12 protein-coding genes are annotated in these 15,256 nt (G+C 67.7%); 7 read left to right on the plus strand and 5 right to left on the minus strand.

Features of this window, described 5'->3' with window-relative positions:
• Positions 1-49 precede the first annotated feature (49 nt).
• From J0J10_RS24450 to otnK, 3 genes are all read right to left on the minus strand, one after another.
• Positions 50-1,561, minus strand: a complete 1,512-nt coding sequence (locus J0J10_RS24450; protein ID WP_291649952.1) for a malonate--CoA ligase — start codon at positions 1,559-1,561, stop codon at positions 50-52.
• Between the two features lie 38 nt (positions 1,562-1,599).
• The gene (locus J0J10_RS24455; RefSeq protein ID WP_291649954.1) at positions 1,600-2,934 is read right to left on the minus strand and encodes a malonyl-CoA decarboxylase; all 1,335 of its coding nucleotides are present in this window, start codon (positions 2,932-2,934) and stop codon (positions 1,600-1,602) included.
• 136 nt (positions 2,935-3,070) lie between these two features.
• A complete protein-coding gene (gene otnK / locus J0J10_RS24460; RefSeq protein WP_291649955.1) occupies positions 3,071-4,336 on the minus strand; it encodes a 3-oxo-tetronate kinase in 1,266 nt (421 codons plus the stop codon).
• A 293-nt stretch (positions 4,337-4,629) separates the two neighbouring features.
• Here otnK and J0J10_RS24465 point away from each other — a divergent pair, with 293 nt between their 5' ends.
• The 7 genes from J0J10_RS24465 to J0J10_RS24495 all read left to right on the plus strand — a co-directional run bounded on the left by J0J10_RS24465 (position 4,630) and on the right by J0J10_RS24495 (position 12,987).
• On the plus strand, positions 4,630-5,676 hold the full coding sequence (locus J0J10_RS24465) for an ABC transporter ATP-binding protein (RefSeq protein ID WP_291649956.1): 1,047 nt from the start codon (positions 4,630-4,632) through the stop codon (positions 5,674-5,676).
• Complete coding sequence (locus tag J0J10_RS24470; protein WP_291649958.1) at positions 5,673-6,770, plus strand: ABC transporter ATP-binding protein; 1,098 nt, start codon at positions 5,673-5,675, stop codon at positions 6,768-6,770. The genes J0J10_RS24465 and J0J10_RS24470 overlap by 4 nt, the downstream gene beginning before the upstream one ends.
• Positions 6,771-6,795: 25 nt before the next feature.
• On the plus strand, positions 6,796-8,301 hold the full coding sequence (locus J0J10_RS24475) for an ABC transporter substrate-binding protein (protein ID WP_291649960.1): 1,506 nt from the start codon (positions 6,796-6,798) through the stop codon (positions 8,299-8,301).
• A 184-nt stretch (positions 8,302-8,485) separates the two neighbouring features.
• Entirely contained in the window at positions 8,486-9,430 is a 945-nt protein-coding gene (locus J0J10_RS24480; protein WP_291649962.1) for an ABC transporter permease, read from the plus strand.
• The gene (locus tag J0J10_RS24485; RefSeq protein ID WP_291649964.1) at positions 9,430-10,317 is read left to right on the plus strand and encodes an ABC transporter permease; all 888 of its coding nucleotides are present in this window, start codon (positions 9,430-9,432) and stop codon (positions 10,315-10,317) included. The genes J0J10_RS24480 and J0J10_RS24485 overlap by 1 nt, the downstream gene beginning before the upstream one ends.
• Before the next feature lie 23 nt (positions 10,318-10,340).
• Positions 10,341-12,143 carry a gamma-glutamyltransferase family protein gene (locus tag J0J10_RS24490; protein ID WP_291649965.1) on the plus strand — a complete coding sequence of 601 codons (1,803 nt, stop codon included), beginning with the start codon at positions 10,341-10,343 and terminating at the stop codon, positions 12,141-12,143.
• Between the two features lie 118 nt (positions 12,144-12,261).
• Positions 12,262-12,987, plus strand: a complete 726-nt coding sequence (locus J0J10_RS24495) for a DUF1028 domain-containing protein (protein WP_291649966.1) — start codon at positions 12,262-12,264, stop codon at positions 12,985-12,987.
• Between the two features lie 224 nt (positions 12,988-13,211).
• Here J0J10_RS24495 and J0J10_RS24500 read toward each other — a convergent pair whose 3' ends face one another.
• Both J0J10_RS24500 and J0J10_RS24505 read right to left on the minus strand, forming a co-directional pair.
• Positions 13,212-14,168, minus strand: coding sequence for a dihydrodipicolinate synthase family protein (locus J0J10_RS24500; RefSeq protein ID WP_291649967.1), 957 nt, complete (start codon positions 14,166-14,168; stop codon positions 13,212-13,214).
• Positions 14,169-14,234: 66 nt separating this feature from the next.
• Entirely contained in the window at positions 14,235-15,224 is a 990-nt protein-coding gene (locus tag J0J10_RS24505; RefSeq protein ID WP_291649969.1) for a TRAP transporter substrate-binding protein, read from the minus strand.
• Positions 15,225-15,256: the final 32 nt, after the last annotated feature.

Below are 15,256 nucleotides of genomic sequence, written 5' to 3' on the forward strand. Positions count from 1 at the left end.
TCTCCGCCCGGGATGACCAGGCTTGGATCCGGACTTTCCCCGTTCTCAGCTACTTGGCGTAGATGTCCTTGTAGGTGTCGCGCAGCAGGTTCTTCTGGACCTTGCCCATGGTGTTGCGCGGCAGTTCGGCGACGACGAAGACCTGCTTGGGCTGCTTGAACTTCGCCAGCCTCTGTTCCAGCGCCTTGGCGATGCCCTGCGCCGTGATGTCCGCACCGGACTTTGCGACGACCACCGCCGTCACGCCCTCGCCGAAATCAGGATGCGGCACGCCGATGACGGCGCTCTCGATCACGCCCGGCATATCGTCGATCTCGGTCTCGACTTCCTTCGGATAGACATTGTAGCCGCCGGTGATGATCAGGTCCTTGCCGCGTCCGACGATATGGACATAGCCGGCAGGGTCGATCTTGCCGAGGTCGCCGGTGATGAAGAAGCCGTCCTCGCGGAACTCGGCCTTGGTCTTCTCGGGGTTGCGCCAATAGCCCTTGAAGACGTTCGGGCCCTTGACCTCGATCATGCCGATCTCGTCGCGGGCGAGTTCCTTGCCCGTCTCCGGATCGACCACCCGGGCCGAGACGCCCGGCAGCGGGAAGCCGACCGTGCCGGCGACCCGGTCGCCCGCATAGGGGTTGGAGGTGCTCATATTGGTCTCGGTCATGCCGTAGCGCTCGAGAATGGCGTGGCCGGTACGCTCGCGCCATTCTCGATGGGTCTCGGCGAGCAGCGGCGCCGAGCCGGAGACGAACAGGCGCATATGCTTGGTCGCTGCGGGCGTCAGCCTCTGATCCTGGAGCAGGCGGACATAGAAGGTCGGGACGCCCATCATGCAGGTCGCCTGCGGCAGGTATTTGAAGACCTGGTCAGGATCGAATTTCGGCAGCAGGATCATCGAGGCGCCGGAGAAAAGCACCGTATTGGTCGCGACGAACAGGCCGTGCGTGTGGAAGATCGGCAAGGCGTGCAGCAGCACGTCCTCCTTGCCGAAGCGCCAGTAGTCGACCAGCGCCAGGGCGTTCGACGAGAGATTGTCATGGCTGAGCATCGCCCCCTTGGAGCGACCGGTCGTGCCCGAGGTGTAGAGGATGGCGGCGAGATCGTCGGCGCCACGCGCGACATCGGCGAAGTCGGCGGGGGCCGCCGCAGCCTTCTCGATCAGACTGCCGGTGCCGACGCCGAGCGTCTCCAGCTTCGCACCGGCCTTTTCGGCATAGGGGCGCAGCGCCTGCGCCTTGGCGGGGTCGCAGACGAAGACCGCCGGCTCGGCGTCGCCGAGGAAGTACTCGATCTCGGCCGGGGTATAGGCGGTGTTGAGCGGCAGGAAGATCGCACCGGCGCGGACCGCGCCGAGATAGAGCATCAGCGCCTCGATGCTCTTCTCGACCTGGACGGCGACGCGGTCGCCCGGCTTGACGCCGAGGGCGACGAGCGCCCCGGCATAGCGGCCGGAAGCCGCGACCATGTCGGCATAGCTGAAGACCCGGCCGTCATCGATCAGCGCAAAGCGGGCGTCCGGCGCCGGAATCCGCGCCCGGATGAGATCGAACAGATGGTTACCCATGATTGCGGGTCCTTTCAGGCAGTGTCGGTTCGTGTGGTTCAGGCGCCGGCCGGGCGCAGGAGCTTCTTGACCGAGGATGAGGCGACCACGGTGGAGCGGCTGGCGAAGGCCTCGTGATAGGCTTCGATGTCGGCGAGGTCGTAGCGGTAATTGACCATCACGCCATGCGACTCGCGCAGCCCGCGCTCAGCCAGGTTGCCGCCGACATTGATGCGCTCCAGTCTCGCGCCATTGCCGAGATGGAAGCGCGCCACCGGATCGATCACCCGGCCCGAGCCGGTCCGGGCCCGCAGCATGTACTGCGCCATCATCTGGCCGAGCAGCTTGTCGCGCCGGGCGCGGCCGGCCTCGTCGAGCGCCGCGACCTCGGCGGGCTTGGCCATCAGGGCCGCAGCCTCCTCGTTGCCGAGGCCGAGCGCCGCAGGCTCGGCCAGCTCCCTGGCGAGCCAGCGCGCGAAACCCGGCACGGGCGAGAGCGTGACGAACACGTCGAGCCCCGGCAATTCGCGCTTCAGGTCCTCGGCAACCTGCTTGATCAGGAAATTGCCGAAGGAGATACCGCGCAGGCCCTCCTGGCAGTTGGAGATCGAGTAGAACACCGCCGTGGTCGCGGCCGAAGCCGGCAGGATTTCACGCTGCTCGCTGAGCAGATCATCGATCCGCCGCGGAATCTCGCCGGTCAACGCCACCTCGACGAAGATCAGAGGCTCGTCCACGAGCTGGGGATGGAAGAAGGCGAAGCAGCGCCGGTCGGCCGGCTCCAGCCGGCGGCGCAATTCGTCCCAGTCCTCGATCGTATGCACCGCCTCGTAGCGGATGATCTTTTCCAGCACATTGGCCGGGGTGTGCCAGTCGATCCGGCGCAGCACCAGGAAGCCGCGATTGAACCAGGAGGCGAAGAGATGCCTGAAATCGGCATCGACCACCGAAAGCCCCGGCTCGGTTTCGAGTTCCCGCAGCAGGCTCTCGCGCATCCTCACCAGCACATGGGTCCCCCCCGGCGCGAGGTTGAGCCGGCGGAAAAGCTCCTGCCGACGCGGCTCGGAGGCGAGATGCAGCTCCGAGACCGCGCTGGCGTCCGGCGCCTCGCGATAACGCGCGATCGCGGCTTCGAGCCGGTCGTGATCCGGCCCGAAACGCTCCTGCAGCATCCGGAAGAAGCCGAGCCGGCCGGCAGGGTCGAGCCGCTCCCATTCCTCGAGCACGGCTTGCGCCAGGGCCATGCCGGAGGCCTCGCCGCGCCCCGAAAGCAGATGCTCGCAGAGCTTGGCCAACGGCTCGCGCCGGCCAGACGAAAAGCGCTCGAAATTGATCAGCGCCCGTCCGCGATCGGCAACCGTCGTCAGGAGATCGCCGAGAAACGCCATGTCCATTCCCGTGCCTGCCTCTCATCCGGGAGCCGGGGCAGGTTCAGGCGGGAACGAATTCCCGCCCGGCTCGCATCCTGCTCCGGCCTCACCGGCATCCTATACGAGTTTCCCAAGGAGCAAACGCGAGCGCCGCGGCAGGTCAGCGCAGCAGGCTCCAGGCCTTGAGGAAGAAGTCGGGCGCGCCGAAGTTCCCGGACTTAAGCGCCACGACCAATTCGGGACCGTCGACCACGCGGGTCCAGGGCACGCCCGGATCGATCTCGGGACCAATCTCCAGGGTGCGCACATCGAGCCCCTGCACCACCGCGCCAGAGGTCTCGCCGCCCGCGACGAGCAGGCGGGAAACGCCGCCCGCGATCAAAAGCCGCGCCGCTTCGGCGAAGGCATGCTCGACGGTCTCGCCCGCCTTCTCGCGGCCGAGCTTGTCCTGGACTGCGGCAACCTCTGCCGGATCGTCGCTCGAATAGACCAGGAAGGGCTTGTCTTCCGGCTGGGCGAGCGCCCAGGCGGCGAGATCGGCGGCCTTCTGCGAGCCCGCGGCCAGAGCGAGCGGATCAACCTTCAGCGCCGGGATGCCGGCGGCGCGTGCCGTCGCGATCTGGCCGCGTGTCGCGGTCGAGCAGCTGCCCGAGATGATGCCGGCGCGGCCGGCCGGCGCGGAAAGATGGGTCGCCGTCTCGCGCCGCGGCAGCAGCCCGGCCTTGCGGAAGTTCTCGGGCAGGCCCATCGCGATGCCCGAGCCGCCGGTCAGCAGGACATGGTCGGAAATGGCCTCGCCCAGCACCATCAGATGACCGTTGTCGAGCGCGTCGGTGACGACATAGCGCACGCCCTCGGCGGCGAGCTCGGCCAAGCGCTTGCGGACGGCGCTCGCCCCCTGCGAGACGGCGGAATAGGCGACGAGGCCGACCGGATGCTGCGTCTGCGCGCCCATAAGGCGCATCAGATTGGAATCGCGCATCGGCGTCAGCGGGTGATCCTTCATCGAGCTTTCGTGCAGCGGCACGGCGCCGACGAAGAGATAACCCTGGAAGATCGAGCGGCCATTGGCCGGGAAAGCCGGACAGATGATCGCCTGGCTGGCGCCGAGACGCTGCATCAGCGCGTCGGCCACCGGGCCGATATTGCCCTGAGCCGTCGAATCGAAGGTCGAGCAATACTTGAACAGGATCTGGCGGGCGCCCGCGGCGAGCAGGGCCTCGCAGGCGGCGAGCGAATCGGCGACCGCCTCGGCGACCGGATTGGTGCGCGACTTCAGGGCGACGACGACGGCGTCCGCCTCCGGCAGCGCAGCGCCCTTGGCGGGCGCGCCGATGACCTGGAGGGTGCGCATGCCGGCGCGGTTCAGCATCAGCGCGACATCGGTCGCCCCGGTCATGTCGTCGGCGATCACTCCCAGCAGCATGGTCTCGCGCTTCCTCGTCGGCTCTTCAGATCGTTGGCTCGTCCGGCGGATCGCCGGACGCGCGCCTGAATAACAGAGTTCCTCGGCGATGCGACAGACCTGACCGCGCCTCAGCCATGCATGCCAGGGCAATCCCGTGGAATAGCGGTTTACTTGCATCCGCGGCCGCGAGCGGGGCAGGATGCATGCAAGCTTGAGAAAAGCGCGAGGGGTCGGGGCGGTGCTGTTGGCGGCGATGCTATCGACGCAGACCGTGAAATGCGCCACGCTGGTTCCGCGTGGGACCAATCCGCATGGCTGACCGGAGCAATGCCGAACAGGAAGCCTCAGGCCGGCCGGCCCCGGCCGGATCCCCGGTGCTTGCTGTCGAGGACCTGTCGATCCGCTTCGACGGATTGCCCGAACGGCTTTCGCTGGTCGACGGCTTGAGTTTTTCGGTCGCGGCCGGGCGCACGCTCTGTCTCGTCGGCGAATCCGGCTGCGGCAAGAGCCTGGTCTCCCTCGCGATCATGGGCCTCCTCGCCTCGCCCCCGGCCCGCATCACCTCGGGCTCCGTCATCCTCGAGGGCGAAGCGATCCTCGGCGCCCCGGCAGAGCGGCTGATGCAGCTGCGCGGCGAGCGGATGGCGATGATCTTCCAGGAGCCGATGACCTCGCTGAACCCGGCCTTTACCATCGGCAACCAGCTCACCGAGGCCGTGCTCTGCCATCACCAGGTCTCATCCGAGGAAGCCCGCCGCCGGGCGATCGAGATGCTGCGCAAGGTGCGGATTCCGGCGCCGGAGGCGCGGATGAACGCCTACCCGCACCAGATGTCGGGCGGCATGCGCCAGCGCGCCATGATCGCGATGGCGCTTGCCAACAGCCCGAAGCTGCTGATCGCGGACGAGCCGACGACGGCGCTCGACGTCACCATCCAGGCCCAGATCCTGAAGCTGATCCGCGACCTCCAGAAGGAGACCGGCACGGCGATGATCCTGGTGACGCATGATCTCGGCGTCGTCGCCGAGGTCGCGGACGAAGTCGCGGTGATGTATGCCGGCCGCATCGTCGAGCAGGGCCCGGTCGAGCGCATCTTCGAGGACCCGCAGCATCCCTATACGCTCGGGCTGATGGGCTCGCTGCCATCGCTCGGGCCGCGCCAAGGCAAGCTCGCGGCCATTCCCGGCGCGGTGCCGCCGCCGGCGCGCTGGCCTCAGAGCTGCCGCTTCGCCTCGCGCTGCCCCTTTGTCGCGCCCCAATGCACCGAAAGCCGCCCGCCGCTGCGCGAATTCGGCGGCGGACACAGCGCCGCCTGCTTCCGGGCGCCGGTCGAAGATCTCGCCATGGTGGCGGCATGAGCGGAGCCGGCGCGGAACCGATCGTCGAGGCCGTCGGCCTCACCCGTCATTTCAAGGCGAAGAAGCCCTCGCTCTTCGCCAAGGCGCCGCTGGTGCGGGCAGTCGAGAACGTCTCCTTCCAGGTCCGGCGCGGCGAGACCTTCGCCATCGTCGGCGAATCCGGCTGCGGCAAGTCGACCCTGTCGCGCCTGCTGCTGCGATTGATCGAGCCGACCGCGGGCGCGATCCGCTTCGAGGGCCGGGACATCACTGCCCTCCCCGCCGAGGAGATGCGCCGGCTCAGGCGGCGCATGCAGATGATCTTCCAGGACCCTTACGCCTCGCTCAACCCGCGCATGAGCGTCGGCGAGCTGATCGGCGAGCCGCTGTCCGTACACGGCATCGCCAGCGGCAAGGAGAAGGCGGCGCGCGTCTCCGAACTGCTCGCCAAGGTCGGTCTCTTACCCGACTATGCCAATCGCTATCCGCACGAGTTTTCGGGCGGCCAGCGTCAGCGCATCGGCATCGCCCGGGCCTTGGCCTGCGGCCCAAGCCTGCTGATCGGCGACGAGCCGGTCTCGGCGCTCGACGTCTCGATCCGGGCCCAGGTGATCAACCTGCTCGAGGACCTCAAGGCCGCGTTCGGGCTGACCATCATCCTGGTCGCGCACGACCTCGCCGTGATCCGCCACACCAGCAACCGGGTGGCGGTGATGTATCTCGGCGAGATCGTCGAGCTGGCGGAGGCGGCGACATTGTTCTCGCGGCCACTCCACCCTTACACGCGCATGCTGATGGCGGCGATCCCGGTGCCGGATCCGCGCGCCCGCAGCGCCGAGCCGGTCACGGAGGGCGACCTGCCGAGCCCGACCGCTCCGCCGCCCGGCTGCCGCTTCCATCCGCGCTGCCCGCATGCCCGCGCGCGCTGCCGGCAGGAGCATCCGGCCCTGCGGGACAGCGCGGTCGGCCATGCCGTCGCCTGCCATTTCGCCGAGGAAATCGCGGCTAGCCAGCCCGCCGGGCTGGCGCCGCCGCCGGAGAGCCAGAACCGCCGCCGCCGGATCGCGCTGTTCGCCGCCGCGCAGGCGGCAGGAGGCGCAGCACCACCGCCATAGAACGACAAGAAGAGGGGACGTTACGATGAAACGCTTCGCATTGCTCGCTTCCGCCGCCCTTATCGGCCTTTCCGCCCTGCCGGCGCTGGCCCAGTCGCCCTCGACCCTGCGCATCGGCCTGCAGGAAGACCCGGACGTTCTCGACCCGCACAAGGCACGCACCTTCGTCGGCCGCATCGTCTTCAAGGGCCTCTGCGACAAGCTGCTCGACATCACGCCGGAGCTGAAGATCGTCCCGCGGCTCGCCACCGAATGGTCGTTCTCGGCCGATGGGCTGACGCTGACGATGAAGCTGCGCTCGGATGCCAAGTTCCATGATGGCGAGGCCTTCGACGCCGCCGCCGCCAAGGCCAATCTCGAACGGGCGATGACACTGCCGGATTCGCTGCGCAAATCCGAGCTCGCCTCGATCGAGAGCATCAGCGTGGTCAATCCAACGACGATCGCGCTGAAGCTGAAGCGGCCGGACGCGACCCTGCTCGCGCAGCTCACCGACCGGGCCGGCATGATGCTCTCGCCGAAGAGCCTCGGCGCCGATATCGGCGCCAAGCCGGTCTGCTCCGGCCCCTACCAGTTCGTCGAGCGCGTCCAGAACGACCGGATCGTGCTCGACAGGTTCAAGGGCCATTGGGAGGCCGCGAACTACCATTTCGACCGGGTGATCTACCGCGCCATCCCCGACACCACGGTCAGGCTCGCGAACCTGCGCGCCGGCGAGCTCGACATGCTGGAACGGCTCGCGCCGACCGATGTGAAATCGGCGCAGGGCGACAAGACGCTCAAGGTCGCGAGCATGCCCAATCTCGGCTACCAGGGCATCACCATCAACACCAACCATGGCGACGCCGCCAACCAGCCCATGGGCAAGGACAAGCGCGTGCGCCAGGCGCTCTCGCTCTCGATCGACCGCAAGGTGCTGAGCCAGGTGGTGTTCGAGGGGCTCTATGCCCCGATCATCCAGCCCTTCCCGCCGACCAGCACCTTCGTCGACGCCAAGCTGCCGGTGCCCGAGCGCGACGTCGCCAAGGCCAAGGCTCTGCTCAAGGAGGCTGGGCAGAGCAAAGTCTCGGTCGAGCTCTTCGTCACCAACAACCCCGTCGACGCGCAGCTCGGCCAGGTCATCCAGGCGATGGCGCAGGAGGCCGGCATCGACATTCAGATCCGCTCGACCGAATTCGCCAGCCAGCTGCGCGACCAGCAGCAGGGCAAGTTCCAGATGAGCCGGATCGGCTGGTCCGGCCGCATCGACCCGGACGGCAATATCCACCAGTTCGTCACCACCAAGGGCAACCAGAACGACGGCCGTTACTCCAACGCCGAGGTCGACAAACTGCTCGACGAGGCCCGCACCATCTATGACGTCGCCGAGCGCAAGAAGCGCTATGATGCGGCGCAGAAGATCCTCCAGGACGAGCTGCCGATCGTCTATCTCTACAACCAGACGGTGTTCTTCGCGCTGCGTTCGAGCATTACCGGCTTCGTGATCAACCCGGACGGGATGATCCGGCTTTCCGGGCTGAAGCGGTCGTAACGGCCTTGCTCCAGCTCGCACCAACCGCCCCGTCATCCCGGACGACCGAAGGTCGCTCCGGGATCCATCGAAGGGCGTCGTGCTCGATAATCGATCCCGGCGCTCCGCGGCGCTTGCCCTTGGGCCGACCCAAGGTCGGTCCCGAGGGCTGCGGCCGGGATGACGGCGAATCCGGAAGCGTCCCATGCTCGCCCTGATCGGCCGGCGCGTCCTGATCGCCATCCCGACGCTGTCCCTGGTGTCGCTCTTCGTCTTCGCGCTGCAGAGGGCGCTGCCGGGCGATCCGTTCCTGGTCATCGCCGGCGAGGAGCGCGATCCCGAGGTGATCGCGCGGCTGCGCGAGATCTATCGGATGGACGATCCGATCGTGGTGCAGTTCTTCGCCTGGCTCGGGCAGGTCGTGCAGGGCGATTTCGGCCGCTCGCTGCGCACCGGCGAGCCGGTGCTGAACCTGATCCTGCAGAAGCTGCCGGTGACGATCCAGCTCGCCACCGCCTCGATCATCATCGCAATCGGCATCGGCATACCCGCCGGCATCCTGGCGGCACGGCGCAAGGGCACGATGATCGATTACTCGACGAGCGCGCTGGCGTTGTCGGGGCTTTCGATCCCGAATTTCTGGCTTGGCATCATGCTGATCCTCTTGTTCTCGGTCGAGCTCAAGCTGCTGCCGCCCTCGGGCTATGAATCGATCTTCAGCAATCCCTGGGGGGCGATCGAGCGGCTGATCATGCCCGCCTTCGTGCTCGGCGGCGGGCTCGCCGCCTTCATCATGCGCCATACCCGCTCGGCGATGCTGGAGGTGCTGCGCTCCGACTATATCCGCACCGCCCGCGCCAAGGGGCTCGACGAGCGCAAGGTGGTCAACAAGCATGCGCTCGCCAATGCCCTGGTGCCGATCATCACGCTCTCGACCCTGCTGTTCGGCGAATTGCTGGCCGGCGCCGTGCTGACCGAGCAGATCTTCACCATTCCCGGCTTCGGCAAGCTGATCGTCGATGCGGTCTTCAACCGCGACTACGGCGTCGTCCAGGGCGTGGTGCTGTGCACCGCCATCGGCTTCATCTTCATGAACCTCGTCGCCGACGTGCTCTATGTCCTGGTCAATCCGCGCCTGAGGACGGCCTGATGGCGGATGCCGCACTTCCTGCCGGCGCCGCCGGCCGCTCCGCGGGCGCCGAAACGCCGCTGCGCCGGGCCTGGCGCAAGCTCCGGCGCAACCGGGCGGCGCTGATCGGCGGCACGATCGTGCTGGTGTTCGTGCTGATGGCCGTGCTGGCGCCGCTGCTGCCGCTCGCCGACCCCCTGAAGTCGAACTTCCTCGCCATCCGCAAGCCGCCCTCGGCGCTGCATTGGTTCGGCACCGACGAGCTCGGCCGCGACCAGGTTTCGCGCCTGTTCTTCGGTGCGCAGGCCTCGCTGCTCGCCGGCATCGTCTCGGTGCTGATCGCGCTCGGCGTCGGCGTGCCGGTCGGGCTCGCCGCCGGCTGGTATGGCGGCTGGGTCGATGCCGTGATCTCGCGGATCACCGAGGCACTGCTCGCCTGCCCCTTCCTGATCCTCGCCATCGCCTTGGCTGCCGTGCTCGGCCCGTCCTTGACCAATGCGATGATCGCGATCGGCCTGTCGGCGGTGCCGATCTTCATCCGGCTGGTCCGCGGCCAGGTGATCAGCGTCAAGACCGAGGATTTCGTCGAGGGCGCACGCGCCGTCGGCGTGCGCGATTCCGTCATCCTGTTCCGCCATGTCGCGCCGAACACGCTGCCGCCGATCGTGGTGCAGTCGACGCTGTTCATGGCGCAGGCGATCATCCTCGAAGCCGCCCTCTCCTTCCTCGGCCTCGGCCAGCAGCCGCCCTCCCCGTCCTGGGGCCAGATGCTCAACGTCGCCAAGAACTTCATGGAGCAGGCGCCCTGGATGTCGGTGGCCCCCGGCGCCGCCATCTTCCTCGCCGTGCTCGGCTTCAACCTCCTCGGCGACGGGCTGCGCGACGCGCTCGATCCAAAGGAATCCTGATCCGCCTCTCCAAGGATACCCTCATGTTCACCACCCGTCCCGAAATCCTCGGCACTTTCGGCGTCGTCACCTCGACGCATTGGCTCGCCACCGCCTCGGGCATGGCGATGCTGGAGAAGGGCGGCAACGCCTTCGATGCTTGCGCCGCCGCCGCCTTCGTCTTGCAGGTGGTCGAGCCGCACCTCGTCGGTCCGGGCGGCGACATGCCGGCCGTGTTCTATTCGGCGGAAAGCAAGAAGGTCGAGGTGCTGTGCGCGCAAGGGACGGCACCGCAAGCGGCGACGATCCAGGCCTACAAGGCGCTCGGGCTCGACATGATCCCGGGCGACGGGCTGCTCGCCACGGTCGTGCCCGGCGCATTCGGCGGCTGGATGGCGCTGCTGCGCGACCATGGCCGGCTTTCGCTGCGCGAGGTGCTGGAGCCGGCGATCGGCTATTTCGAGAACGGCCACCCGATGCTGCCGCGCGTCTCCGACACCATCGCCGGGCTGACCGAGCTGTTCAGCGGCGGCTGGCCGAGCTCCGGCGCGGTCTATCTGCCGGGCGGGAACGTCCCGAAGGGCCGCGAGCTCTTCCGCAACCCGGCGGCAGCCCGGACCTACAAGCGCATCCTCACCGAGGCGGAGGCCGCGGGCAGCGACCGGCAGGAGCAGATCCAGGCGGCCCATGACGCCTGGTACAAGGGCTTCGTCGCCGAGGCGATGGATGCCTTCTGCCGTGGCGAAGCCGTCCTCGATTCCTCGGGCCGGCGCCATAAGGGCCTGCTCACCGCCGACGACATGGCGCGCTGGCAGCCACGCTACGAGGCACCGGCGAGCGCGACCTATCATGGCTGGGAGGTCTTCAAGACCGGGCCCTGGGGGCAGGGACCGGTCTTTCTCCAGACCCTGAAGATCCTGGAAGGCATCGACCTCGCCGGCATGGGCCCGGCCAGCCCGGAATACGTCCACCACGTCACCGAAGCGATGAAGCTCGCCTTCGCCGATCGCGAGGCCTATTACGGCGACCCCGATTTCGTGAAAGTGCCGCTGACGACGCTGCTTTCGGAGGATTACGCCAGCGGCCGTCGCGCGCTGATCGGCGAACAGGCCTCGCATGAGCTGCGCCCCGGCATGGTCGCCGGCTATGAGGGCCAGGTCGAGGCGATGCTCGGCAATCTGCGCATCGCCGGCCAGAACGGCAAGCCCGCCAGCGCGACCGTCGGTGAGCCGACCCTGGCCTCGATGGTCGCCGCCTCGCGCCGCGGCGACACCGTCCATATCGACGTGATCGACCGCTGGGGCAACATGATCGCGGCGACGCCGTCCGGCGGCTGGCTGCAATCCTCGCCCGTCATTCCCGAACTCGGCTTCCCGCTGAACTCGCGGGCCCAGTCCTTCTATCTTGAAGAGGGACTGCCCTCGTCGCTGGCGCCAGGCAAGCGACCGCGCACGACGCTGACGCCGAGCCTCGCCTTCGAGAACGGCGAGCCGCGGCTCGTCTTCGGCACGCCGGGTGGCGACCAGCAGGAGCAATGGCAACTCGGCATGTTCCTGCGCCGGGTCCATCATGACCTCAACCTGCAGGAGGCCATCGACCTGCCGCTGTTCCACACCCAGCATTTCCCCTCGAGCTTCTATCCGCGCGAGGCGCGGCCGGGTCAGATCACCGTCGAGGAGAGCCTGGGTGAGGCGGCGCTGGCCGAACTCGTCCGGCGCGGCCATGCGGTCGAGCGGGCTCCGGCCTGGACCGTCGGCCGGCTGACCGCGGCCGAACGCAGCGCCAACGGGCTCTTGCGCGCGGCTGCGACCCCGCGTCTGATGCAAGCCTACGCAGCCGGGCGCTAGAACATGCTGCGAAAAAGCGGCCACGGTTTTTCGCAGCATGTTCTAAACTATTAGAATCGATCACGCTGCATTCGGACGATTCCGTCCGAATGCAGCGTGATCCAGGAGTTCTGCATCCATGACATGGTCAATCGTCGCCCGCGACGCCGCGACCGGCGCCTATGGCGTCGCTGTCTCGACCTGCGCCTTCGCTGCGGGCGCGCGCGTGCCCTATGGCTGCGGGCGCGTCGGCGCGATCGCGACGCAGGCCTACACCAATCCGCTCTATGGCGTGGACGGGCTGAGATTGTTGCAGGAGGGGCGCTCGGCGGTCGAGATCATCGCCAGCCTCACCGCAGCCGATGAGGGGCGCGCCCATCGCCAGCTCCACCTGATCGACCGCAACGGCAAGATCGCCGCCTATACCGGCAATGCCTGCATCGACTGGTGCGGCGCGGTCGACGGGCCGCAGGTCTCGGTCGCCGGCAACATGCTGGCCGGGCCGGAGGTCGTCCAGGAGACGCTGAAGGCCTATGTCCAGAATTCGGGCCTCGATTTCGACGAGCGCCTGCTGGTCGCGCTCGAAGCCGGCGAGAAGGCCGGCGGCGACAAGCGCGGGCGGCAATCCTGCGCCATCAGGATCTGGGCCGACGACCCTGTGCCGAGCTTCGATATCCGCGTCGACGATCATGCCGATCCGCTCGGCGAGCTCCGGCGGGTCTGGCGTGTCGCGCATCAGCGCTATGTGCCGTACCAGAAAGCCTCGCCCTCACGGACGCGGCCTACCGGGGTGACCGACCGGGCGGAGCTCGATCGGTTGTGCGCGGACTATGCCGCGGCATGGAACGAGCGGCATCCGGAATAGCGTCCGTCATTCCGGGCTTGCCGCGTAGCGGCGAGCCCGGAACCCATGACCGTCGCGCCAATCCAGCTCGTCATGCTCGCCCTTGGGGCGAGCATCCATGTCTTGAACACTGCTCTCGCTCGAAAGAAGACGTGGATGGTCGGGACAAGCCCGACCATGACGGAAACGGCCGTATTCGGGTGCCGGGCTCAGACCTGCGGTCTGCCCCGGAATGACGGCTGATATCAAGCCGCCTTCGCGGCCCTGCCCTCGCCGGCCCAGTTGGCGTACCAGCTCTTGAAGCGGCGCCATTCGGCCTCGACGAAATTGCGCTGGGCCGTGGACAGCGCGTCGCTCTCGTTGAAGTGCAGCGCATAGGCCGAGTGGCCTTCGAGCACCATCAGGTGCTTGTAGAACAGCACGAGATCGACGCCCTCGTCGAATTTCGAGAGCACATAGAGCGCGCGCTCCAGTTCGAGCGCCCGGCGCTCGGCCTCCGGATCGCCGGCCGCGGCCTTCTCGCTGAGGGCGACGAGGTGGAGCACCTCCTTCGGCAGGGCGTTGCCGATGCCGGTGATCGAGCCGGTGGCGCCGCAGCGGATGAAGCCATGCGTCACCTGCGTGTCGACGCCGACCATCAGGGTCAGGGCGCGGTCCTTGCTCGTGATGTGCTCGGCCGCATAGGACAGCGCCTCGCCGCCGCCGAACTCCTTGAAACCGCGCAGATGCGGATAGCGCTCGCGCAGGGCGAAGAACAGGTCGGCCCGGGTCTCGTAGCCGTAATGCGGGCTGTTGTAGATCACCGAAGGCAGGTCGACGGCCGCTTCCAACACCGCCTCGAAATGGGCGCGCTGGGCCGGGACCGAGGAGCCGCGCGACAACACACGCGGGATGATCATCAGCCCCTGGGCTCCGACCTGCTTGGCATGGGCGGCGAGCGCCGCAGCGCGCTTCGGGTTCTGCGCGCCGGTGCCGACGATCAGCGGAATGCCGGCCTCGACCAGGCGCCGCACGCCTTCCATGCGCTGCTCGTCGGTGAGCAGCGGCCAGTCGCCCATCGAGCCGCAATAGACCACGGCCGACATGCCGGAGCCGATCAGGTGGCGGCCAGTGCGGACGAGCTCGTCATAATCGACGTCGCGCGAGGGGGTGCAAGGGGTCATCAGAGCCGGGATCGTCCCGCTGAAGATATTCTGGGTCATGACATAAGGTCCGCTTGGAGGAGGCAGACGGCCGCCGAGCGCGGCGGCCGCGATGATATCGTGGAATCAGGCCGTGATCGACTGACCAGCCTTGCGCAGCTCGGCCAGCACCGGCGCCTTGGGCAGCCAGATCTTGTCGAACTCCGCGACAACGGCCTCCGCATCCTTCGGATTGGCGAGCTTGAAATTAGCACCGGCGGCCTTGAACTGCTCGACGAGCTTGGGCTCGTTGACGGCGAGCTCGTCGATCTGCTGGTCGAGCGCCGCCTTGATGGTCTTGGTGATCAGCTCGCGGTCGGCGGCCGGCATGCCCTGCCAGACGCGGCCGGAAGCGAGCGCGATCACCGGCATGAAGATGGCGTTCATCTGGAGGATGGTCTTCGAGACCTTGTCGAAGCGCTGGTTCCAGGAGAATTCGAGATCGGCCTCGAGCCCGTCGACCTGGCCGTTGGTCATCGCGTCGAAGACCTGCGGCGTCGGGATCGGGGTCGGGGCGGCGCCGAGCAGCTGGTAGAAGTCGCGATAGACCGGGGTCGGGTTGATGCGCAGCTTCATGCCCTTGATGCCGGCGACGCCGTCGATCTCCTTGGCGGCAAAGACGGCGCGCATGCCGGTAATGCCCCAGGCCAGGCCGACGCAGCCGGTCTCGCGCGGCAGCACGTCGAAGAGCTTCATCGCCACGGGGTGGCGGACGAGCTTGGCGATCTTGGCGGTGGAGTCTACGATATAGGGCGCGGTGATCGCGCCGATCGCCGGGACACGCGAACCGAGCTCGGCCGCCATGATCCAGCCCATATCGAGCGCGCCCGACTGCATCTGCTGCAGCATCGCCGCCTCGTTGCCGAGCTGGCCGGAGTGGAAGACCGTCAGGTTCAGCCGGCCATTGGTCTCGGCCTTGAGCGCTTCGCCAACCTTCACGGCCGCGCGATTCCAGGGATGACCGTTCGGGGTCAGGATGCCGAGCCGCAGCTCCTTGCTCTGGGCCCGTAGCAGCGCGGGCTTTGCGACGGGCAGGACGGCGGCGGCGGCGAGCAGATGACGGCGTGAGATGGTCATGACGGAACTCCCCTTATGGATGGCAGGCGGTT

The sequence above is a fragment of the Allobosea sp. genome (assembly GCF_017308075.1).
Taxonomy (GTDB): domain Bacteria; phylum Pseudomonadota; class Alphaproteobacteria; order Rhizobiales; family Beijerinckiaceae; genus Allobosea.